Here is a 22,603-nt window from a genome sequence, read left to right as displayed (position 1 = left end):
GTGACGTGCCGGACGGGACCTGGCCTGCCGACCATCGCCCGGGTCCTCTGGCCGAGGAGGGCCTTTCTTGGTATGCCGCGTATGCCAGGATCCCCTGCATGGTCACTGGCTCGATGTCGCTGGGGCGGCCGTTCTGGACGTTCTGGAGCGCCGCGGCTCTCGCCAATGTCGGTGACGGTATCCGGCTGGCCGCGTTTCCCCTGCTCGCCGCGTCGCTCACGACCAGTCCGGTCGGGGTGGCCGCGGTCACGGCGGCCCAGGCGTTGCCGTGGCTGGTGACCGGTCTACTCGCCGGGTCGTTGGCCGACCGTCGCGGCGCCCGTACCCTGCTCGCCCAGGCGGACGTCGCCCGGGTGATCGTCCTGGCCGTCCTGGTGGTGGCCGTGGCGACGGGCTGGGCGTCGCTACCGCTCGTCCTGCTGGCCAGCTTCCTGCTCGGTGTCGGGGAGACCGTGCGCGACACGGCCGCACAGACGGCGCTTCCCGGCCTGGTACCCGACCGACTGCTCGAACGCGCCAACGGGAGACTGGCGGCTGGCGAGATCGTCGGAAACGAGTTCGTCGGCCCGCCGGTCGGCGCGGCGCTGTTCGTGATGGGTGCCGCGCTGCCGTTCGCGGCGAACGGGGCGTCCCTCGCCCTGGCAGTGATGCTCGTACTGACCCTGCCGCTGAGCCTGGCCGCCCGCCCGCCGGCGGCGACGAGGCAGGTCGACCAGGGCGTGGCGGCTGGTCTGCGATGGCTGGTACGCCACCGGGTGCTGCGGACGCTGGCGGTGGTCACCGCGGCGGTCGCCGCGGCGGACAGTGCCTGGTTCGCGATCCTGGTGCTGTACGCGACGAACCGACTCGGCACCGGCACGGCCGGCTTCGGCATCATGCTCGCCGTCGGCGCCCTCGGCGGCCTGCTCGGCTCGCTCGTCGCCGACCGGCTCGTCGCGGGCCGCCGCCATCGCGTGGTCCTCGCCTGGTCCTTGGCCATCACCGCCGGTATTCCCGCGGTGCTGGCGGTGACCTCCCAGTTGTGGGCTGCGGTACTCGTCATCGTGGTCACGAGTGGCTCGTTCGCCGTGCTCAACGTGACGGCCGTGTCGCTGCGGCAGCGCCTGGTGCCCCGCGAACTGCTCGGCCGGGTGGTGGCGGCTGGCCGCACCCTGAGCTTCAGTGCCGCCGCCGCAGGGGCGTTGCTCGGCGGCGTGCTCACGTCGACGATCGGAATCGAAGCACCGTTCGTGTTCAGCGGGCTGGTCGCGGCCACCGCGACGGCCGCATGGTCGGTCGCGTCCCGGCCGTGGCGACCGGACCGCAGCCGATAATGGCGCGCGCCCCGCACTCGCGCCGCCTATCGTGGCCCGGTGCTGATCAGACGCGAGACCCCCGCCGACGTCGACGCGATCCGGGCGGTGCACCTCGCCGCCTTCGCCGACCCGGAGAAGCCGGACGCCGTACCCGTCGAGGCGGGGTTGGTGGACGCGCTGCGGGCGGACGACGGGTGGCTGCCGGCCCTCTCCCTCGTCGCGGCCGACGACGCCGGGCGGGTGGTCGGGCACGTGGTGTGCACCCGTGGCCGGGTCGCCGGCGAGCCGGTCGCGCTGGGGTTGGGCCCGCTCGGCGTGCTGCCGGACTGGCAGCGGCGCGGGGTCGGCTCCGCGCTGATGCACGCCGTGCTCGGCGCGGCCGACGCGCGCGAGGAGGCCCTGGTGGTGCTGCTCGGGCACCCCGACTACTACCCGCGCTTCGGGTTCCGCCCGGCGGTCGACCTCGGCGTCACCCCGCCGCAGCCGTGGGGGCCGCAATACTTCATGGCCCGCCCGCTGAGCGCGTGGCGGTCGTCGATCCGCGGCGGGTTCAGCTACGCCCGCCCGTTCGACGAGCTGTAGGCGAGCCGCCAGCGGCCTGACCGACGGCCGAACGATGCTGTCCGGCGACGTTCGGGCAGGTCAGTGCCGCAGTCGCGGGTCCGCGTGCGAACATGTGTTCGTGTCGCGAGAGGCCAGCATCCTGCACGCCGACCTGGACGCGTTCTACGCGTCGGTCGAGCAGCGGGACGATCCGCGCCTGCGCGGCCGGCCGGTGATCGTCGGCGGGGGCGTGGTCCTCGCGTGCAGCTACGAGGCGAAGGCCCGCGGCGTCCGCAGCGCGATGGGCGGCCGGCAGGCCCGGCGGCTCTGCCCCGAGGCGATCGTCGTGCCGCCGAGGATGGCGGCCTACACGGCGGCGAGCCGCGCGGTGTTCGAGATCTTCCGACGGACCACCCCGGTCGTCGAGGGGCTTTCCATCGACGAGGCGTTCCTCGACGTGGGCGGACTGCGCCGGCTGGTCGGGCCGCCCGCCGACATCGCCGCCCGGCTGCGCCGGGACGTACGCGAGGGGGTCGGCCTGCCGATCACGGTGGGCGTGGCCCGCACGAAGTTCCTCGCCAAGGTGGCCAGCGGCGTCGCCAAGCCCGACGGCCTGCTGGTCGTCCCGCCGGACGGGGAGCTGGCGTTCCTGCACCCGCTGCCGGTGGAGCGGCTGTGGGGCGTCGGGCCGGTGACCGCGACGAAGCTGCGCGAGCGGCGCATCCGTACGGTCGGGCAGGTCGCCCGCCTCGGCGAGGCGACGCTGGTCTCGCTGCTCGGCGCGGGCGCCGGTCGGCACCTGCACGCCCTGGCGCACAACCGCGACCCCCGGCCGGTGCAGGTCGGCCGCCGGCGCTCCTCGATGGGCGCGCAGCACGCCCTCGCCGCCGTTCCGCACTCCCCCGCCGAGTTGGAGGCGGTCCTCGCCGGCCTGGTCGACCGGGTGACCCGGCGGATGCGGGCGGCGACGCGGGCCGGCCGGACGGTGACGCTGCGCCTGCGGTTCGGCGACTACACCCGCGCGACCCGCTCCCACACGGTGGCCAAGGCGACCGCCGACACGGCCCCGCTGCTCGCCGCGGCGCGGGCGCTGCTGCGGGCCGCGCTGCCCGAGATCGAACGGCGGGGCGTGACCCTGCTCGGCGTCTCGGTCGGAAACCTGGACGACTCCCCCGTCCAGCCGCCGCTGCCGTTCGACCGCGATCCGGGGGCGGACCTGGACGCGGCCGTGGACGCCGTACGCGACCGGTTCGGGTCGGGGGCGCTCACCCGGGCGGTGCTGCTCGGCCGGGACCCCGGCCTGGAGATGCCGCTGCTGCCGGACTGAGCACGGGGCGGCGAGTCAGGACGGCGGCAGCGGCGGCAGGACGCTCTCCTCGTGGTCCAGCTCCCGCTCCAGGATGCGCATGTCGGCGTCGGCGAGGCGGCCCGCGTCCCGCCAGGCGAGCAGTTCGTCCCGCTCGGCGGCGATCATCTCCCGGCGGGCCAGCAGGGCCGCCCGGTAGCGGTCGTCCACCGGCAGCACCTGGTCCTCGACGTGGGAGAGCAGTGCGACCCGTTCGGTGTAGCGCTTGTGCCGGCCCTCGGCGGCCCGGCGCAGCGGGGCGGCGACGTCGCGTACGCCCGGGTCGGCCTCGGCCAGGGCGGTCAGCCGGTCGAGGGCGGCCTGCACCGCCGCGGCGCGCGCCTCGTTGCGGGTCAGCGCCCGGCTGACGGCGGTGCCCGGCAGCCGCAGCCGGCGCAGCAGCGGCGCGAAGGTCAGGCCCTGACCGACGAGCGTGACCAGCACGACCAGGTACGCGCAGAACAACAGCAGGTCCCGGGCGGGCGTGCTCGCGGGCAGCGTGAACGCCGCCGCGAGGGTGATGACGCCCCGGGTGCCCGCCCAGCTCAGCGCGAGCAGCTCCCGACCGGACAACGGCGGGTTGTCGGGACGGGGGTCGCCGCCGAGGCGGGCGTGCATCCGGGCGGGCAGGTGCGCGGCGGCCAGCAGCCACAACGGACGCACCAGCAGCACGATGCCGACGGTGACGGCCCCCGCCGCGACGACGGTGCCCAGGTCGTAGGCGGCCAGCCCGCGTACGACGGCGGGCAACTGCTGGCCGATGAGCAGGAACACGTAGCCCTCGAGGAGGTACTCCACCAGGTGCCAGACCGAACGGGTCTGCAACCGCGCGCCGCTGGACTGCAGGGACGCGCTGCGGTGGCCCAGCCAGAGGCCGGCCACGACGACCGCCAGGACGCCGGAGACGTGCAGGCTCTCGGCCGCCACGTAGGCGGCGAACGGGGTGCCCAGGGACAGGGCGTTGTCGGTCAGCGGATCGGAGGCCATCTTCCGCAGGTACGCGATGACCCACGCGACGGCCATGCCGACGGCCAGCCCACCGGCGGCGACGAACAGGAAGTCGCCCACGGCGTGCCCGACGGAGAACCTGCCGCCGATCGCCGTCGCCACGGCGACCTGCAGGATCGTCAGGGCGGTCGCGTCGTTGAGCAGCCCCTCCCCCTCGACCAGCGTGGTCAGCCGGGGCGACATGCCGGCACGCCGGCCGATCGACAGCGCCGCCACCGGGTCCGGCGGGGAGACCGCCGCGCCCACCGCGATGGCGAAGCTCAGCGGGACGGCGGCCACCACCGCGTTGAGCCCGAAACCCACGGCGAGCGCCGTGACCAGGACGAGCGCCACCGACAGGCCGATCACGGTGCGGGCGTTGCGGCGCAGCGCCGTCAGGCTCGACTGGAGGGCGGCGCCGTAGAGCAGCGGGGGGATGACGAGGTAGAGCACGACCTCGGGATCGAGTTCCAGGTTCGGGCCGGGCAGGTAGCCGTAGCCGATCCCGGCGAGCACCAGCAGCACCGACGCCGGCAGGTGGGTGCGGCGGGCCAGGGCGTTGGTCAGGACGACCACGACGAGGCCGCCGAGGGCCAACGCCACCAGCTCGCCCATCCCGCCGGTCCCTCCCGCTGTCAACCTCCGCCCGGGCACCACCGTAACCCGGTCCTGCGGCGGTGGCCGGGCAGCGCGCCTCCCCTCGCCCGGGGCGGGGCGACGGGCGGCGGGGGCCCGCCGGGTGGGACCCCGACGCACCCCCGTTCGCGACCCGGCCGTCAGCGCGTCGGCGGTACGGCGGTGCCCTTGCGATAGTTGCGGCCGCTGCCGTCGGGGCGGTAGTTGTTCTCGACGTTGCCCGCCGAGTCCACCGAGAACCAGTGGATCCGCGTTCCCGCCGGGACGGTCAGCGTCTCGCCGCCCTCCCGGATGCCGGCCGAGCCGTAGAGCTTCGACGCGTACGTGGGGGCGGCCCGGTCGAGGGTGTAGAAGACGGCGGCCGGCTCGCTGGTGGAGAAGGTCACGTCCACCATGCCCGGCGTCGCGCTGGGCGCGACCGCCAGCGTGCTGCTCGGCCTGGTCCGGTCCCTGGCGAAGTCCCGGGCCACCCGCATCAGCTCGACCAGGCCGTTGGCGAACTCCAGCGCCTCGGCGTGCGCCTTGTCCCACTCGGGCTGGAAGGAGGTGCCGACCTCGAAGTTCCAGGCGTAGATGCCGTACTTGTACCAGAGCATGTCGCCGGAGTTGCCGGCCGCCGAGTAGAGCACGTCGGAGATCGGGCCGGTGCGCGCCGGGGTGACCGCCATGTTGCGGTGCCGCTTGATGGCGGCCAGGATCCGCGAGGACGCGCCCCAGAAGGCCGACTCCTCGGCGAGCGTCGGGCGGGGCGCGGAGACCCGGTCGGGCAGCGCGTACGCCCCCGGCGACCACATGAAGTAGTTGCCCGAGGAGTGCAGGTTCATCGAGAACCGGATGTTGGGGCGGGAGGCCAGCCAGTCGAGGTTGCGGTTCTCCGGCTCGGAGAGCTCGTCCGGCCCGGCGTACGTGCCGCTGGTGCAGCTCGTCGACGCACCCGAGTAGCCGTCGAAGAGGCTGTACTCGGTGTAGTTGCGGTTGTTGTCCACGCCCCAGGAGTTGCGGGCCAGGAAGTCGGCCGCCCCGGTCGTCGGGCAGTGGTTTGTCATGTTCTTGCGCTGGGAGTTGAAGTCGTAGAAGGAGTAGTGGCCGCCGTCGGGGTTGATCGAGGGGGCGATCCAGATGTCGAGGCTGTCCAGCAGTTGCCGGGTCCGCCCGTCGTGGGCGTAGTTGCGCAGCAGCCGCTCGGCGGTCTCGACGGTGACCAGCGGGGGGACCCACTCGCGGGCGTGTTCCTGCGCGTAGGCGAGCACGCCGAGCTTCGAGCCGTCCCGGTGCTTGCCGATGCGGATGGCGTACACCGGATGCGGGTCGCGCGAGACGCTCGCCGGCGCGCTCAGGCCGTCGCTGAGCGGGGTCCGCGCGGCCGGCGCGACCACGCCGCCGCCCGGGCTGCCCCGATAGGTGTACGCCCGCACGAGCGTCCCGGCTTCGGCGTTGAGTGCCGCGACGACCTGGGCGGCCGTGCTGGTCACCGCGCCCTCGCCGTCGGTGCCGAGCGTGACCCGTACGGCCGCGCCGGCGACGGTCACCGACAGCGGGGTGTCCGCGGCGCCCGGGTCGGCCAGTTCCACGGAGACGTCGTTGCCGCCCTCGTGCCCCCAGGCCAGGGAGTCCACCGCGACCCGGCTGTCGGTGGCGGTGCCCAGCACCGCCTGGGCGTGCCGCCGGTAGCCGTTGGTCCGGTGCGGCAGTTCGACGACCTCCGCCAGCCGGGGGAACTCGGCCGCCAGCTGGTGGATCCGCGCGTACAGCTCGGTCGGCGTCAGGTAGCTGGTGACGAAGTCCTTCTGGTATCCCGGGCCCTCGGGGCCGTCGCCCGGGGTGGGCAGCCACTCGCGGACCTCGGCCACGGCCACGTCGCCGGTCGGGCTGGTGATCCGGATCCGGTCGGGCCGGCTGGTCACGGGCGCGGCGCCGCGGTGGTAGAGGTAGACCCCGGCGTCGACGAAGCGGGAGATCGTCTGCGTGCCGCCGGAGCCGATCTCGGTGCCCGGGCCGCTGTCCCGCTCGACGGTGAGGGCGTCGGCGGCGGTCTGGCCCTGCGCCCACTTGGCCTCGACGGAGAGGATCTGGCTCGTGCCGGAGGTGTAGTAGTCCGCCCGGATGATCTTGACGTCGGAGGCGGCGGACGCGCTCGGGCCGCCCGTCGCGGCGGCGAACCGGCGGTTCTGGGCGACGTGCCCGGCGATGGTCGCCTCGCGTTCGGCCACCCGGGCGCGGGCGTCGGCGGGACGGTGCAGCACCTTGCCGAGGGTGAAACCGGCCCTGGTCAGCGCCGCGGCCTCGCTGGCGGTGACGACCGCGTGCGCGACGACCCCGTTCCCGGTGCGGGTGACGTGGTGGTCGAGGTCGACGCCGGTGGCGACGAGGGCGTCCAGTTGGGTGGTGCCGGCGAGCAGCACCTCGACGACGTTCGCCTCCTCGTCGGCGACGCGCACCAGCTCGACGGGGGGTTCTGCGGCGGGCACGACGGCCGAGGCGGGGCTGACCAGCAGCACCACCGCCGTGGCGGCGGCGAGCGCGGCCGGGACGGGTAGGCGGCGTCGCCACCGGGGAGCTAGGGGATCACGCATGTGTCCGCCCTTCTGGTGTCGGCAGGGTGACCGGACGGGATGGCCGAGGGGCCGCCCGGGGGTGCGCGGCCGTTCGCGCGCACGACCGCAGGGTCGCGACCCGGCGGAGCAGAGACGGGGTGTCCGGATGCGACGGACCGACGCCGCCGGGCGCGGGAAGCGTCGTCAGGCTGGTGGCCGAGAGCCGTTCCGGTCGAGGTCGGTGGATTGGGTCATCCTCAGCGCACACAAAGTGATCTGTCAATCCCCGTCGATGTCCCGTCCGCGCCGCCGGTCGACCCGCGGGCCGCCCTGAGTAGGTGTGCTCACGCCCCGCCCGGAGGCCACCCACATACTTACCCGAGCTGGTTGGACAAGATCGCCGGGAGAAGGCCACAGGCATGACGAAGCAGCACCGACCGACGTCTCCGATCACCGCGCTCGTCCTGGTCCTGTGCACCCCGGTGGCCGCCTGGTGGCTCATCGGGGACCTGACCGGCGACGAGGCCCGACAGCTCGCCGCCGAGGGCGTCGAGTTGGACTACGCGATCCGGCCGGTGAGCCTCGGTGCGGCGGGAGACCGGATCGTCGGCGTCCTGGCGTGCGTCGGCGTCGCCCTCGCGCTCGCCTGGTTGATCCGGGCCACCGCACGCCGCCGTCTCGATCGCCGGTGGTGGTGGGTGCTGGCGCCGCTCGTCGCGGCCGGCGTCCTCCTCGGCCTCGCCTGGCGGGTGCTGACCGCCGGCGGGATCGGCGCCAACATCGGAGCGGGGCTCATGGTCATCGCGGGTGGACCGACCCTGGCGGTCCTGCTGATCGTCGCCGCAGTCGCGGCGCTGCGGATGCGCCGGAACCGGCCGCCGCGAGCCCCGCACCGCGCCGAGTGACGACCGGGCCGTCGGAGAGAACGGCCAAGAGCCTGCACCGGCGATCGGAGACGACCCTGTGACCCTCCCGCCCCCACCGCCGGGCGTCGATCCCCGCGTCCGCCCGGAAGGTCAGCCCGGGGCGTCACCGGGCGCCGTTCTCGCGGCAGGTGTCGCCGTGGTGGCCTCGTGCCTGTGCCTGTTGGGCCTGTTCGTCCACACGTACGGCGGCCACGACCGTCCAGGGCTGATCGACAGCCCCGAGGTGGCCGAGGTCGCGGAGCGCGCCTGCACCGCCATGCGGGCCGCCGTGGCGGTGCGGGCCGCACCACCGCGGGCCGCGACGGAGGTTGAGGTACGCGCGATCCGGCAGCAGAACGACGCGGTGCGCGCCATGGTGGCAGAGGTACGGCGCCTGGGGAGTGCCCGGCTGCGCGACGACCGCCCGACCGCCGACTGGCTGTCGGACTGGGAGAGCCTGGTCGACAGCCGGGAACGCCATGCCGCAGCGCTGTCCACCGGTCGCAAGCCCCAGTTCGTCGTTCCGGTCGTCGACGGGGTCGCGATCACCGACCGCATGAACTCGACCGGCCTGGTCTGCCAGGTGCCACCGCAACTGTCGGACCTGCGGTAGCCCGCCGGCCGTCTCGGCACGGCTGCTCCGTGATCTGGCTCACCCGGCCCCGGCCTGCGCGCCCTCCGGCGCCCTGTTGCGCAGCCTGGAAGGGGTGTCGAGGTTTCGTCGGCAGGCAGACTGGAGAAGGTGAAGATCGCATCTGCGCTCAAGGGGGATCAACTCGTGTCCGACACCACCGCCCGGTCCGACCGTCAGGCAGACCGTCCCGCCGAGGTGACCGACCCGCTGCTGTGGAAGCTCGCCCTGGACGTGGCCGACGCCCACGAGCCGGACGGGGACGGTGGTTGCCGCAACCTGCTCTGCGCGGGCCAGGCCTGGCCCTGCCCGGCCTGGAACAACGCCCAGCGCGCCCTGCGCATGGCCCGCACCGGCTCCGGGCAGCCGGCGCCGCACGCGACACGGCCGGCTGGCGGCCAGGGCCGCTCCGACCTCTCGGTGCCCGGGTTGGCGCAGCGCATCCGGCCGAACGACCCGCGGGCGGCGTCGGCCGCCTAGGCCCTGTCCTGTCGATCATGGATGCACGACCCAGCTACGCGATCGTGGGCGTTATCCGCGCCGGGCGTCGCGCTGCGCCTGTGCCGCTGCAAGGGTCAAGGCCTCGCATGTGACGATTCCTCGGTGACACCGGAGCAAGTCGCCCAGATCCCGATGCGGGTGGCCGATCGATTGACCGAGCAGCTGGCACCCGGTGGATGGCGGCCGCATGCTTTCGCGCCCGACGATGAGGTTGCCTTCGTGCGCGAGCCCGTGCACGGGGTCGTCTTCCACTTCGGCGTCAACCTCGCTGGTGGTGACGGTGTCTCGCTCAGCTCCAGCGTGGGCGTGGAACATGCCGGCGCCGCCGAGTTGCAGAGGCAGCTCTTCGGTGACACAGGCACCGTGTGTCAGGTGGGTGCAAGCATGATCAACCTGGTGCACGACGCGGAGCCGTGCGAGGTCAAGCCGTTTCGCTGGTGGGTCGCGTCGCCGGAACAGGTGGACGAAGCTGTTGCTCAGGTCGTCGCCGACTTGATGACCTATGGTGAGCCGTTCTTGGGCGGCAACCAGACGTTGCCGAAGGTGATCGAAACGCTGGTCGGACGGCCGAAATCGCAGGTCGAGTACGGAACCCTGGCCGTTTGCCTCGCGGTGTCGGGGGACCTGCCCGGGGCTCGCGCCATGCTGGCGAAGTTCGGTGCGGTTCGCCCGGTGTTTGCGGGAGACACGACCGAGACATTCGTCCACAACTTCACCGAGCGGTTCGGCGACTAGGGATCCTGCCTTGATCATGGGAGCCAGATAATGGCGGCGATGAGGACAAGACTGGCGCGGTAGAGAGATGCCCGTTTGGCGTAGCGGGTGGCCAGGTCGCGCCACTGCTTGAGCCGGTTGAAGCAGCGTTCGACGACGTTGCGCTTGCGGTAGACCGCCTTGTCGAAGGCCGGTGGCCGCCCGCCGGCGCTGCCCTTGGCGGCCCGTCGGGTGACCTGGTCGGAGCGTTCCGGGATGACGTGTCGGATCCCTCGTCGCCGTAGCGCTCGGCGGGTCGAGTCGTGCGCGTAGCCCTTGTCCGCGATCAGTACCTCAGGCCGCTTGCGGGGCCGTCCGGGGCCAGGCTCGTTGACCCGGATCGCATCTAGCAGCGCGAGGAGTTGGGGGTTGTCGCCGGCCTGGCCCGGGGTGAGCAGGATCGACAACGGCCGGCCGCGTCCGTCGACGGCGAGGTGGATTTTTGTGCTCAGTCCGCCGCGGGATCGGCCGATGGCCTCGCCATCTTGCGCACCAGGCGTCGCCGAAGTTGTCGGGGAGCCCCCTTTTTGCGGGCGCCAGCGGCATGCTGGTGCGCCCGCACGATCGACGAGTCGATACTGATCGTCCACTGCACCGGTGTGCCGTCGTCATGCACCTGCGCGGCGGCGAGGATCCGATCCCACGTCCCGTCGGCCGTCCAGCGGCGCAGCCGTTCGTGGCAGGTCTTCCACGGCCCGAAACGTTCCGGCAGGTCACGCCATGGCGCACCCGTGCGCAGCTTCCACAAGATCCCGTTGATGACCTGCCGGTGATCCCGCCACCGCCCCCGCGAACCACCTGGCTTGGGAAGCAGCGGCGCGATCACCGCCCACGCCTCGTCGGTGAGTTCACCACGACGTACCACCAGCACATCGTCAACGATCAACCATTACAAGATCGACAGGACACGCCCTAGGCCGTGTCGTGGCAGTGCCGGTGACGCCGGGTCAACCGTCCACGCGGTAGCGCGCGAAGATCGTGCCCTGCGAGAAGGTGTGCTGGTCGAGCAGGGTCAGGTTGCGGCGGACCCGGTCGGGGAGGGCGCGCGTGCCACCGCCGACGAGCACCGGGCAGATGACGAGGCAGATCTCGTCGACCAGGCCGGCCCGGTGGGCCTGGGCGGCCAGGTTGGCGCCGCCGATCGCCAGGTCGCGCGTGGCGGACTCCTTGAGGGCGCGGACCGCCTCCGGGTCGAACGTGCGCTCGATGCGGGTGCGGGCGCTGCGCGGCTCCTCCAGCGTGGACGAATACACGATCTTGTCGGCGGAGCGCCAGATCTCGCTGTAGTCGAGGATGTAGTCGGGGTGGCCGGGCTGCTCGTGGGCGGTCTCCCAGTAGGACATCACGTCGTATAGCCGGCGGCCGTACAGGTGGGTGCCGATGCCCCGGTCCAGGTCGTTGAGGAAGCGGTGCACCTCTTCGACCGGCTCGCTCCAGCCGAACTTGCCGTTCTCGTCGTTGACGTAGCCGTCGAGGGACACGATGTCGGTGTTGATCAGCTTGGCCATCTCTCCGCCTCGTTGTCGGGTCGTCTCGTGCGACCGTTGGCAGCCTGGTGGCCCAGTATGAGACGGGGGCCCGACAATCCGGCGGGCCGTCCGGGCCACCTGTCGGGCGGCTTCAGTCGTCGCGTCCGGCACCGCGCTCGGGCGCGCTCATGTCCCCCGTCGCGGGCGTGCCGTCGGCGAGCCCGTAGCGCAGGTAGACGGTGCCCTTCGGGCCGGCCACCGGCGGTTCGAGCAGGGTGACGTTCGTGGGCACCGCGCCACCGTCGAACACCTTCTTCCCGACGCCGAGCACGATCGGGTGCACCCAGAGGTCGAGACGGTCGAAGAGCTTCTCGCGCAGGAGGGTCTGCACCAGGTTCAGGCTCCCGACGACCTTCACGTGCTCGTGCCGGTCGCGGATCTCGCGCACCGCGCCGGCCAGGTCCGGGCCGAGCTGCGTGGACCCGGCCCACGAGAGGTCGGGCCTGCCGCGGGAGGCCACGTACTTCGGGACCCTGTTGAAGAGCGTGGCGATCTCGTCGTCCTCGCCGCCCTCCTGGTGCGGCCAGTAGGCGGCGAAGATGTCGTACGTCCGCCGGCCGAGCAGGAGGGCGTCGGTGCCCTCGTAGGCGGCAGCGACCTGCGCCCCGGAGGCCGCGTCCAGCAGGGGCGCCTGCCAGCCGCCGAACGGGAACCCCACCGGGTCCTCGTCGGGGCCGCCGGGCGCCTGGGCGACGAGGTCGAGGGTCGCGAACAGTTCGATGTGGATCAGGCCCACGTCTTACCCCCGGTGAGTTGGTGTTCGGTCCGGCACTCGGCACTCACGATAGATCACGCACCGTGTCCGGACGGGTGACCGCGCGCGCTGCGGCGTGCCGAGCGAAGATCTCCCGGACGGCGCGACGCTTGGCCCGGACGGCCGGGTGGCCGGCCCCGGCGGGGCCGGCCACCCGGTGGCGTCAGCGCCAGGTGTCGGTGCGGGTGTGGGTGCCGCCCGCCGGGGTGGTGAAGCTCCGGTTGCCGCCGGACTCCCAGGTGACGGAGCCGTCGGCGTTCTTCTTCAGGTACTTGTACTCGACGGCGGTGTTCGGCGGCAGGCTGATCGTGGCCCGCCAGACCGGGTAGTCGGCCGGGGAGAGCGCGACGGCGTTCGCCGGGTTCCAGCCGCCGAGGGCGGGCAGGTTGCCGACGACGTACACGTTCTGGCCGAAGGAGGTGGTGGCGGTGGCGTGGAAGGCGGTGGCGACCGGTCCGGCGGTGTCGCCGCGGAAGGTCTCGGTGACGGTGTGGGTGCCGCCCGCCGGGGTGGTGAGGCTCCGGTTCGCGCCGGACTCCCAGGTGACGACCCCGGCCGCGGTCTTCTTGATGAACTTGTACTCGACGGTGGCGGACCGGGGCAGGTCGACCACGCTGCGGAACACCCCGCCGGTGGCGGGCAGCCGCACCGCGTTCGCCGGCGCCCAGTTGCCCAGCGCCGGTACGCCGCCGACGACGTAGACCTCCTGGCCGGTGGCCACGGTGGCGGTGACGGTGAAGGTCGTGGCGACGGTGTCCCCCACGGGCCCCGGCACGTAGGTGTCGGTCCGGGTCGTCGTACCGCCTGCGGGGGTGGTGAAGGTGCGGCTGGCGGCCTCCTGCTCGACCACGGTGGACCCGCTCTTGACCAGGTACCGGTAGGAGACGGCGGTGGCCGCCGGCAGGTCGACAGTCGTGGTCCACGCGCCGGTGGCGGTGCGGGTGAGCGGCACGGAGGTGGCCGGGTCGCCGTTGCCGAGCACGGGGGTGTCGCCCACGAGGTGCAGCGTCCGGTCGGCGGGCAGCGAGGCGGTGGCCGTGAACGTGGCGGCGACCTTCGCGGCGGGGCCGCCCCGGGCGTTGGCGTGGATGGCGACCGCGCCGTTGGCGGGGATGGTGACGGTGGCCCGGCCGCCGGTCACGGTGACCGTGGCGCCGGTGCACCCGGCGGCCGAGGCTGCGCCGGAGATGACGTCGCAGTACGCGCCGTCGGCGAGGCCGGTGACGAACTGGGCGGTGCTGGCGGCGGCGGAGTCGTTGATGCCGATCCACCCGCGGTCGCCCCGGTGGAAGCCGATGACGTTGCTGTTGACGACGGTGAAGTCCGAGACGGTCTTGACGTTGCGGGCGGTGTTGGCCCAGCCGACCATGCCCTTGATCCCGGTGGACCGGGTCAGGCAGGTCCAGGCACCGCCGCAGACGGTGTCGGTCACGTGGCCGCTGCCGGTGGCCGGCGGCGACTGGTTGCGGTTCGACCAGGTGAAGCTGTCGTAGACCGAGGGCTTGCCGTGCGGGTACGCCAGCGCGAAGTAGTTGGCCAGGGTGTAGTCGCTGCCGTTCTTGTAGGACAGCACCACCCCGTCGCGTTCGAGGTCGTGGTTGGTGACCATGGCGAAGACGTTGGCGCTGGGCGCGTCGAGGTTCCAGTTGGGAACGTTGGCGAGGTTCGCGATGGAGCCCTGGAAGCTGGAGCGCAGGCCCTTGGCGTACCCGAAGTCGAGCACGTCGCCGTTGCCGATGAACGCCCGCGCCTTGAGCGCGTCGTTGGAGGCGCCGTCGAAGATCTCCTGGGCGACGTACGGGCGCTTGTTCTCCGCGACGGTGTTGTTCAGCTTGCCGAGGATGGCCGCGAAGTCGGCCTTCTTGACGTGCTTGACCGCGTCGACGCGGAACCCGTCCACGCCCAGCCCGATGAGGTCGTTGAGGTACGCGGCGATCTTGTTGCGGACGTGCTCCTTCTCGGTGTACAGGTCCGACAGGGAGAGCAGCTCGCAGCTGGTCACCTGGGACTCGTTGTTCCAGTCGGTGATGCCGCCGGAGGTCGGGCAGTTGTCGCCGGGGTGGTGGAAGTCGCCGTAGCCGTAGGGCACGGCCGGGTAGTCGTAGCCGGTGAAGGTGGTGCCGGCGTAGCCGACGGTGCCGGCCGCGTTGTTGACGCCGGCCATGTGGTTGACGACCGCGTCGACGTAGACGCGCACGCCGGCGGCGTGGCACGCGGTGACCATGGCGGCGAACTGCTGGCGGTTGCCGAAGCGGCTCTCCAGCTTGTAGGACACCGGCTGGTACACCTCGTACCAGGGGTGCGCCCCGTCGGCACTGTTGGGCAGGCTCACCGACTCCTGCGGCGGCGCGACCTGGACGGCGCCGTAGCCCGCGGGGCCGAGGTGGTCGGTGCAGGCCGCGGCGACCGAGTTCCAGTTCCACTCCCACAGGTTGGCCGTCACCTCGCTGTCGTTGAGGGCGACGGCGGCGTGGGCGGGCGCGGCGGCGGTCGCCACGAGCGGGGTGGCGCCGGACGCGACGACGGCGGCGGCGAGGAGCAGGCGGGGGATGCGGGCGCGCAGGGGCGGTGTGGATCGTGCCATGACAGGAGGACCTACTTCCGGGGACGAAGAGGCACTGACGAGAAGGGACGGCCGTCCGGGTAGCAAAGACAATGCTCGATTGACGGCAGGCCCTGCAATACCTTGCAGCAAACTTCTCGAAATTTCATGGCAACATTGCCGACGGCCCCAACAGGTCTCGTTCATAGCCCCCAAAAGCCACGAAGCCGACGGTCCATGGTGGATCGTCGGCTTCGCACTCTGCAAGTCCTTGCAAGCGCCGGCGTGCTTGACGGCGGCGCCGGCCGGGCCGGTCAGCGGGGGGTCGGCACCGCCTCGCGGGCGAGGATGACGGCGCCGAGCAACGCGGCGTCGTCGGCGAACCGCGACAGCACCACCTCCGGCGGGTACGGCAGGACCGCCGCCATCCGCTCCCCCAGCAGGCCGCGGATCAACGCGTTGCCGGCCACCCCGCCGACCAGCACCACCCGCTGCGGGTCGAGCAGCAGGCAGCAGGTGACCAGGTGCCGGGCCAGCTCGTCGGCGCGGGCGGTCAGCGCGTCCCGGGCCGGGCCGGGCCGCTCGGCGGCGGCGGCCAGCCCCCGCGCCCCGCCCGGCACGCCGAGCGACTCGGCGAGCCGGTCCAGCGCCCGGCCGGAGAAGCCCAGCTCCAGCATCGTGCCCGGCCAGGGGCCACCGGCCACGGCGTACCCGATCTCGCCGGCCGCCCCGTGGTGACCGGCCAGCACCGACCCGCGGACCGTGACCGCCGCCGCCACGCCGGTGCCCAGGCCCACCACCAGGCCGGGGTCGGCGTCGCGGAGCGCGCCGAGCCGCAGCTCGGCCAGGGCGGCGGCGTTCAGGTCGTTGTCGACCGCCACTGCCGGCACCGCCAGCCGGTCCCGGACCGCGTCGGCCAGGCGCAGCCCGTCCCAGCCGGGCACGTTCGGCGCCAGGTCGATGCCGTCGGAGCGGACCACGCCGGGCGAGGCGATCCCGGCCGCCGCGACCGGCGCGCCGACCTCCCCCACCAGCTTCGCGGCCAGCTCCAGGGCGCGGTCCAGGGCCTGCGGGGCACCCCGCTCGGCGTACGTCGGCACCCGCTCGCGGGCCAGCAGCCGGCCCTCGCCGTCGGCCACCCCGACCGCCATCTTGGTGCCGCCGAAGTCGATGCCGAGCAGCACGCCCTCGTCGCCGGCCGGCGGCGCGGACTGGGCGGCCCGGCCGGCGAGTCGCACGCTCACCGGACCACCCCCGCCGTCCCGGCCGCCGCGTCGCGGGCCCTCATCGGGCCGCCCCCTGCGCGGCGACCGCATCCAGCGCCTCGTCGGCGGCGGCGAGGCGGTCGCGGACGGCGGCCAGCCGGCCGGCGACGGTGTCGAACGTGCCGCGCAGCACCGCCACCTGGGCGCGCACCGCGTCCGCGCCGGGACCGTCGACCTGGGCGCGGTCGAGCACGAGTTCCGGGCGTACGGCGGCGGCGATCAGGTCGGCGACCGCCGCGTCGGTCAGCCCGTCGGCGATCCCCTCCGCCGCCGCCCGGACGGTCTGCGCGGTCCAGGTGGCCGGGGCCCCGCCCCGCACCAGCCGGCCGACCACCGAGTGGGCGGCCCGGAACGGCACCCCGTGCCGGGTCAGCGCGTCGGCCGCGGCGGTGGTGGTGGCGCCGGAGGCGACGATCTCCTCGGCCGACGGCGGCTCCAGCGGCTCGATCTCGGCGAGGAAGCCGCCGAGCAGGGCGAAGAACCGGTCGGTGCGGTCGTTGCTCTCCCAGAGCCGCACCTGCACGTCGGTGGTGGCGTTGTTGGAGTCCTCCCACCAGGCGGCGCCGACGTTGTTGAGCACGCTGGCGGCGTCGGCGGCGGTGGCGCCGGCCATCGAGACGAGGTGCTCCAGCACCACCGGGTTGCGCTTCTGCGGCATGATGCTGCTGCCCTGGGTGAAGTCGCCGGGCGTGCTCACCCAGCGCCAGCTCAGCCAGTCCATGAGGGTGCGGGCCAGCCGGGCGCCGGTCGCGAGGGCCTGGGCGTTGAGGGTGCCGACCCGCACGAGATGATCGGCGCCGGCCACCGCCTCGTACGAGTTGGTGACCAGGCCGTCGAAGCCGAGCAGCTCGGCCACCCGGGCGGGGGCGATGTCGAGGTCGGTGCCCGCGAAGGCGCAGGAGCCCAGCGGCGAGACGTTGAGCTGGTCGATCAGCTCGGCGTAGGCGACGGCCTCCCCGGCGAGGGCCTCGGCGTAGCCGGCGAGGGCGTGCCCGATGGTGGTGGGCTGCGCCGGCCGGCGGTGGGTGTATCCGGTGATCACCACGTCGGCGTACCGGTGCGCGGAGTCCAGGGCGGTCGCGCCGGCGGCGAGCACCCGGTCGAGGACGCCGAGGAGCTGCTCGCGCAGCAGCATCCGGAACACCCCGGCGTCGAGGTCGTTGCGGCTGCGGGCCATCTGCACGTCGAGCTCGGAGGTGGGGATGCCGCACGCCTGCGCCAGCCGCTTCTCCATCAGGTAGTAGGTGTCCTCGAAGGTGCCGTCGAACTCGGGCGCGCCGGCGGTGTCGGCGCGCAGTTCGGCCAGCCCGCGCAGCAGCCGGGCGCCCCGCTCGGCGGGCACCAGCCCCTGCTCGACCAGCATCACCACGTGGGCCTGGCTGGCCCGCACCATCGCCGGGAAGAGGTACCCGACGTGGTGGTCGTAGGTCGGCCGGAGGTGGTGCCGCTGATAGGTGGTCAGCGCGGGTGTGCTCATGACGGTCTCTACTTCCTTCCGTGCCGGGCGCGGCGGCGCGCGTCGCGTCCGGGCGTCAGCCGGTCAGTCGTCCAGGCCGAGCAGGCGCTCGGCGTTCCCGGCGAAGATCGCGCGTAGGTGGTCGTCGGGCAGCCCCAGCTCGCGGCAGATCCGCAGCTGGTCGTCGAGGTAGCGGGTGACGTACCCGCGCGGGAACCACGACGAGTCGCTGCCGAACACGATCCGGTGCGGGCCGATGGTCTCGTAGCAGCGCCGGAACAGCTCGTCCAGCGTCAGCTTGTACGGCATCCAGCGCACCCACTGGTTAGACCCGGAGGTGTCGACGTGGATGTTCGGGCAGCCCCACGCGGCGAAGAGCAGGTCCTGCACGTGCTGGACGCCGAAGTGCGGCACCACCACGGCCAGCTCGGGGAAGCGGCGGGCCATCCGGGCCAGCTCGTCCGGGCCCCCGTACCGGCCGTGGGACAGGCCGCCGGCGCTGCCGTAGTGTCCGATGTGGATCAGTACCGGGACGCCGAGGCGCTGGGCGGCGCCCCAGAGCGGGTCGAGGGCCTCGTCGTCGAGCGGGCCGCGCAGCAGCGGGGCGAAGAGCTTCAGCCCGCGCAGGCCGCGCTCGGTGACGGCGCGTTCCAGCTCGGCGGCGGCGCCGGCGCCGTACGGGTCGTGGTGGGCGAAGCCGAGCAGCAGGTCGGGGTGGCGGTCCACCACGTCGGCGACGGTGTCGTTGCCGCCGCCGGTGACGAAGACCGCCCGGCGCACGTTCACGGCGCGCAGCTCCTCGGCCCAGCGGTCCGCCTCGTCCTGCCAGCGCTCGGCGGGCGGCTCCGGGTCGGGGAAGCCCCACGCCTGCCGCCACTGCCGCGCGTACGGGGCGGAGCCGGCGGCGCGGACCGCCCGCTCGTGCTCGCCGCCGGGGTGCATGTCGGCGGCGTGCTCGCAGGCCCGGATGGTCTCGTCGGCGCCGATGCGGAAGTGCAGGTGGAAGTCGACGACGTCCAGTCCACGGTCGACGGTCACGGCGCCTCCTCGGGCTCGGGTCCGCCGGCCGGCGCGGCCGGTGGCGCGTCGGCGGCCGGCGGGGCGACGGTGGGCAGCGGGGCCTCGGCGGGCAGCGGGACGTCCGTGGGCAGCGGGGCGTCGGTGGGCGGGGCGGGCGGCGGGGCGGCCACCCAGGCGGCGATCACCTCGCGCAGCCGGGCGCCGGCCAGCTGCCGGACGCGGCGGCCCACCTCCTCGCCGGCCAGCGAGATGTGCCCGGACCAGCCCTGCCACGGGTCGGGCCGGGACTCCACCAGCACGTACGGGTGGGTGACCGGCAGCTTCGGCTTCGGCGGCAGGTCGGCGACCGCGTCGAGGCGGACCGCGCCGGGGTCGAAGCCGAGCACACCGGAGGTCTCGTACGCGCCGCCGTGCCCGCGCGCCGGCAGCGGCCCGTACAGCTCGGCGGTCTCGGCCGGGGTGACCAGCTGGAACCAGTTGACCAGCAGCAGACTCGCCGTGCGCCGCCCGGAGACCCACTCCATGGCGGCGCGGACGGTCGACATGTTCGCGTCGTGTCCGTTGACGATCAGCAGCCGGGGGAAGCCGGCGGCCACGATCCCCTCGATCACGTCGGCGAGGTAGCCGACCGCGATCTCGGGCCGGATCGACACCGTGCCCGGCCACGGCCGGGTCTGGCCGGGGCAGGCGGCGTACGGCACGGCGGGAAAGAGCACCCCGCGCGGGCCCGCCGGGGTGGCCCGATCGCCGGCCGGAGTCGCGCCGCCGTCGCCGGGCGCCGCCGCGTCGTCGCCGCCGAGGGCGCTCTCGGCGGCGAAGCCCTCGGCGAGGATCAGGTCGGTGCCGAGCGGCAGGTGCGGGCCGTGCCACTCGACCGCGCCGACCGGGAGCACCGCGAAGTCCGCCGCTTCGGCGACCGCCGCCAGTTCCCCGCCGGGGATCCGGGCGGCGGGGACCAGCCCGCCGCCCGCCGGCCAGGCCGCGCTCACGCCGTCCACTTGGCCGCCTCCCGACTCGACCGCCGGCCGCCCTCCAGGCGACCGGAGACCACCATCACCACGAAGATCAGGACAACCTGGAGCATGCCGTACGCGGCGGCGGTGCCGACCTCGAACGAGTACATCCGATTGTTGATCTCCACCGAGATCGGCGCGGTGTCGGAGGTGTAGATCAGCACCGAGGCGACGAACTCGCCGACGCCGTGCACGAAGGCGAGCAGCGCGCCGGCCACCACGCCGGGCAGCATCAACCGCAGGGTGACCGTGCCGAACGCCCGCCACCAGGACGCGCCCAGGTTGCGCGCGGCCTCCTCCAGCGACGGGTCGAGCTGCGCCAGGGCGGCCGAGCTGGACCGGAACACCAGCGGCAGGAACCGCACGAAGTACGCCAGCGGCATGATCCAGAAGGTGCCGATCAGCACCTGGCCGAAGCTGAACGCGTTGCCCGTGCTGAACGCCGAGATCAGGTTGATCGCCACCACCGTGCCGGGCAGCGCCCAGGCCAGCATGACCGCCACGTCCAGCAGTCCCCGGCCGCGGAAGTCCAGCCGGCGCACCGCGTACGCGATGAGCACGCCGACGACGACGCAGGCGACGGTGGCGATGAGGCTCATCTGCAGCGAGTTGAGGATCGGCTGGAACGCCGCCGGGTCGGAGAAGATCGTGACGAAGTTCTGCGTGGTGTACGCCGCCGGGATGACCTCGGTCGTCCAGGAGCCGTCCTCGGAGAACGCGACCAGGGCGATGGTCGCCACCGGCGCGAGCAGGACCGCGGTGGCCAGGACCGAGGCGACCAGGGCGAGCCACTTGCCAAGCGGGTTGGTGATCTCGCGGCGGTGCGCGGCGACGCCCTTGGACTGGGAGCGGTAGCTGCGCCGCCCCTCGTACCAGCGCATGCCGAGCAGGAACAGCACCGAGACCACGCCGAGCACCGAGGCGTACGTGGAGGCCATCGGCAGGTCGCCGTTGGTGCGGTTGATGTAGATCTGCATCGTCATCGTCTGGTCCACCCCGAACAGCAGCGGGGCGGTGTACGACGCCAGCGAGGTCATGAAGACCAGCAGCGAGGCGGAGACCAGCGCCGGGGTGAGCATCGGCAGCAGCACCGTGCGCCACACGCGGACCCGGCCGGCGCCCAGGTTGTACGCCGCCTCCTCCACCGACGGGTCCATGCCCGACAGCGCGGCTGAGGCGGACAGGTAGAAGTACGGGTACATGGTGAACGTGTGCACGACCAGCACGCCGGCGATGCCGCTGAACGGCAGCACCGGGTTCTCGGCGCCGAAGAGCTGCTGGAGGCCGCGCGGCAGGATGCCGGTCTCGCTGTAGAGCAGTTGGAACGAGATCGCCCCGATCAGCGGCGGCAGCGCCGCCGGCACCAGGATGATCGCCTCGATCAGCTTGCGGCCCGGGAAGGAGAAGCGCTTGAGCAGGAAGGCCATCGCCACGCCGACGACGCCGCAGAGCAGCACGCTGGCCGCGGAGATGATCAGCGAGGTGACCAGGGAGGAGCGGGCGACCCCGCCGCCGGTGACGAAGCTGCCGTAGTTCTCCACCCCGTCCACGCCGACGCTCTCGGCGAAGGTGGCGAACATCGGCTGCACCACGTACCCGAAGAGGATCAGGGCGAGCGGGAAGACCAGGACGTACGGGAACCAGCGCGAGCCGGTGCCGCCGGCGAACCGGTCGGCGAACCGGCGACGCGGGCCGCGCGGCGGCGTCGGCTCGCCGGTGATCGGCGCGACGGTCGCCGGGCTGGGGGTGGCGGGGAGGGTGCTCACGGGCGCACCACCCACATCCGCTCCCGGTTCAGCCGCAGCCCGACCTGGTCGCCGGCGGCGATCCCGGCCGGCACGTCGATCGCGGCGACCTGCACGGGCTCGCCGGCCACGTCGACCACGAGGTTGGTCGCCATGCCGGTGAACTCCACCTCGGTGACGCGGCCGGGCAGTGCGCCCGCCTCGGTGGCCGAGGTCAGCCCGATGTGCTCGGGCCGGACGGAGACCGACGCGGTGTCGCCCTGGCGCAGGCCGTGGTCGGTCGGGGCGGGCGCGGCGATCTCGCCGCCGGCGGGCAGGCCCACGGTGACGCTCTGCGCGTCGGCGGCGACCACCGGCAGGGTGAGCACGTTGCTGCGGCCGATGAAGCGGGCCACGAAGCTGGTCGCCGGGCGGTGGTAGATCTCCTGCGGGGCGCCGATCTGCTGCACCCGGCCGGACTGCATGACCGCGATCCGGTCCGACATGGCCATCGCCTCGGCCTGGTCGTGGGTGACGTAGATGGAGGTGGTGCCGGCCTCGCGCTGGATGCGGCGGATCTCGACCCGGGTCTCCTCGCGCAGCTTGGCGTCGAGGTTCGACAGCGGCTCGTCGAGCAGCAGGGTGCGGGGCCGGATCACCAGCGCCCGGGCCAGGGCGACGCGCTGCTGCTGGCCGCCGGAGAGCTCGTCGATGCGCCGGTCGCCGTAGCCGGCGAGGTGCACCTGGCCGAGCGCCTCCTCGACCCGCCGGCGCGCCTCGACCCGCCCGACCTTGCGGATCTTCAGGCCGTACGCGACGTTCTGCGCGACGCTCATGTGCGGGAAGAGGGCGTAGTTCTGGAACACCATGCCGGTGTCGCGCTTGTTCGGCGGCCGGCGGGTGACGTCCTCGGTGCCGAACCGGATCCGGCCGGAGGTGGGGAAGTAGAACCCGGCCACCATGCGCAGGGTGGTGGTCTTGCCGCAGCCGCTCGGGCCGAGCAGCGTGAAGAACTCCCCGGCGGCGATGGTGATGTCGACGTCGTCCACGGCCGCGGTGTCGCCGCCGCGCGCGAAGCGCTTGCTCACCGACTCGAGCGTGACATCGATCATGAGGTCCTCTCCTTCGTGCGGTACCGGACCTGGACGGTCGTCAGGTGGGGGCGCGGGG

The 22,603-nt window shown here is 73.4% G+C and carries 19 protein-coding genes; 7 read left to right on the top strand and 12 right to left on the bottom strand.

What is annotated here, in order from left to right; translation table 11 throughout:
• Positions 1–98 precede the first annotated feature (98 nt).
• From AB0B83_RS20435 to dinB, 3 genes are all read left to right on the top strand, one after another.
• Positions 99–1,313: an MFS transporter gene (locus AB0B83_RS20435; protein WP_357579526.1), complete on the top strand. Its 1,215-nt coding sequence runs from the start codon at positions 99–101 to the stop codon at positions 1,311–1,313.
• A 39-nt stretch (positions 1,314–1,352) separates the two neighbouring features.
• On the top strand, positions 1,353–1,877 hold the full coding sequence (locus AB0B83_RS20430; protein WP_357579525.1) for an N-acetyltransferase: 525 nt from the start codon (positions 1,353–1,355) through the stop codon (positions 1,875–1,877).
• Positions 1,878–1,977: 100 nt separating this feature from the next.
• Positions 1,978–3,165 (top strand): DNA polymerase IV, encoded by a 1,188-nt coding sequence (dinB, locus tag AB0B83_RS20425; RefSeq protein WP_357579524.1) that lies wholly within the window; start codon positions 1,978–1,980, stop codon positions 3,163–3,165.
• A 15-nt stretch (positions 3,166–3,180) separates the two neighbouring features.
• Here dinB and AB0B83_RS20420 read toward each other — a convergent pair whose 3' ends face one another.
• Together AB0B83_RS20420 and AB0B83_RS20415 are read right to left on the bottom strand one after the other, a co-directional pair.
• A complete protein-coding gene (locus tag AB0B83_RS20420; protein ID WP_357579523.1) occupies positions 3,181–4,785 on the bottom strand; it encodes a Na+/H+ antiporter in 1,605 nt (534 codons plus the stop codon).
• A gap of 161 nt (positions 4,786–4,946) precedes the next feature.
• A complete protein-coding gene (locus AB0B83_RS20415; protein ID WP_357579522.1) occupies positions 4,947–7,379 on the bottom strand; it encodes a M14 family metallopeptidase in 2,433 nt (810 codons plus the stop codon).
• Positions 7,380–7,759: 380 nt separating this feature from the next.
• On the opposite strand from AB0B83_RS20415, the gene AB0B83_RS20410 reads away from it, so the two are divergent.
• The 4 genes from AB0B83_RS20410 (at position 7,760) to AB0B83_RS20395 (ending at position 10,112) form a co-directional block, all read left to right on the top strand.
• A complete protein-coding gene (locus AB0B83_RS20410) occupies positions 7,760–8,245 on the top strand; it encodes a hypothetical protein (protein WP_357579521.1) in 486 nt (161 codons plus the stop codon).
• A 157-nt stretch (positions 8,246–8,402) separates the two neighbouring features.
• Positions 8,403–8,858: a hypothetical protein gene (locus AB0B83_RS20405; protein WP_357579520.1), complete on the top strand. Its 456-nt coding sequence runs from the start codon at positions 8,403–8,405 to the stop codon at positions 8,856–8,858.
• Between the two features lie 165 nt (positions 8,859–9,023).
• Positions 9,024–9,356 (top strand): hypothetical protein, encoded by a 333-nt coding sequence (locus tag AB0B83_RS20400; RefSeq protein WP_357579532.1) that lies wholly within the window; start codon positions 9,024–9,026, stop codon positions 9,354–9,356.
• Positions 9,357–9,479: 123 nt separating this feature from the next.
• On the top strand, positions 9,480–10,112 hold the full coding sequence (locus AB0B83_RS20395; protein WP_357579519.1) for a hypothetical protein: 633 nt from the start codon (positions 9,480–9,482) through the stop codon (positions 10,110–10,112).
• A gap of 14 nt (positions 10,113–10,126) precedes the next feature.
• Here AB0B83_RS20395 and AB0B83_RS20390 read toward each other — a convergent pair.
• From AB0B83_RS20390 to AB0B83_RS20345, 10 genes are all read right to left on the bottom strand, one after another.
• Positions 10,127–10,995 (bottom strand): IS5 family transposase gene (locus AB0B83_RS20390; protein WP_357579531.1). Its coding sequence is split into 2 segments (ribosomal slippage): positions 10,127–10,647 and positions 10,647–10,995, totalling 870 coding nucleotides; the frame shifts between segments, so codons are not numbered across the junction.
• Positions 10,996–11,077: 82 nt separating this feature from the next.
• A complete protein-coding gene (locus AB0B83_RS20385; protein ID WP_357579518.1) occupies positions 11,078–11,638 on the bottom strand; it encodes a dihydrofolate reductase family protein in 561 nt (186 codons plus the stop codon).
• 112 nt (positions 11,639–11,750) lie between these two features.
• Positions 11,751–12,395, bottom strand: coding sequence for a dihydrofolate reductase family protein (locus AB0B83_RS20380; RefSeq protein WP_357579517.1), 645 nt, complete (start codon positions 12,393–12,395; stop codon positions 11,751–11,753).
• 181 nt (positions 12,396–12,576) lie between these two features.
• Complete coding sequence (locus AB0B83_RS20375; protein ID WP_357579516.1) at positions 12,577–14,997, bottom strand: carbohydrate-binding module family 20 domain-containing protein; 2,421 nt, start codon at positions 14,995–14,997, stop codon at positions 12,577–12,579.
• Between the two features lie 272 nt (positions 14,998–15,269).
• The gene (locus tag AB0B83_RS20370) at positions 15,270–16,199 is read right to left on the bottom strand and encodes an ROK family protein (protein ID WP_357579515.1); all 930 of its coding nucleotides are present in this window, start codon (positions 16,197–16,199) and stop codon (positions 15,270–15,272) included.
• 40 nt (positions 16,200–16,239) lie between these two features.
• Complete coding sequence (locus AB0B83_RS20365; RefSeq protein WP_357579514.1) at positions 16,240–17,697, bottom strand: lyase family protein; 1,458 nt, start codon at positions 17,695–17,697, stop codon at positions 16,240–16,242.
• Between the two features lie 63 nt (positions 17,698–17,760).
• Positions 17,761–18,714, bottom strand: coding sequence for an amidohydrolase family protein (locus AB0B83_RS20360; RefSeq protein WP_357579513.1), 954 nt, complete (start codon positions 18,712–18,714; stop codon positions 17,761–17,763).
• Positions 18,711–19,685, bottom strand: coding sequence for a creatininase family protein (locus AB0B83_RS20355; RefSeq protein WP_357579512.1), 975 nt, complete (start codon positions 19,683–19,685; stop codon positions 18,711–18,713). Before AB0B83_RS20355 ends, AB0B83_RS20360 begins: the two co-directional genes overlap by 4 nt.
• A complete protein-coding gene (locus AB0B83_RS20350) occupies positions 19,682–21,475 on the bottom strand; it encodes an iron ABC transporter permease (RefSeq protein ID WP_357579511.1) in 1,794 nt (597 codons plus the stop codon). The genes AB0B83_RS20355 and AB0B83_RS20350 overlap by 4 nt, the downstream gene beginning before the upstream one ends.
• Positions 21,472–22,545: an ABC transporter ATP-binding protein gene (locus AB0B83_RS20345; protein WP_357579510.1), complete on the bottom strand. Its 1,074-nt coding sequence runs from the start codon at positions 22,543–22,545 to the stop codon at positions 21,472–21,474. The genes AB0B83_RS20350 and AB0B83_RS20345 overlap by 4 nt, the downstream gene beginning before the upstream one ends.
• Between the last annotated feature and the right edge of the window lie 58 nt (positions 22,546–22,603).

The organism is Micromonospora sp. NPDC049060, assembly GCF_040649055.1.
Taxonomy (GTDB): Bacteria; Actinomycetota; Actinomycetes; order Mycobacteriales; family Micromonosporaceae; genus Micromonospora; species Micromonospora reichwaldensis.
Note: the sequence above shows the minus strand (reverse complement) of the source record. Positions and strands in the feature narration are given on the sequence as shown.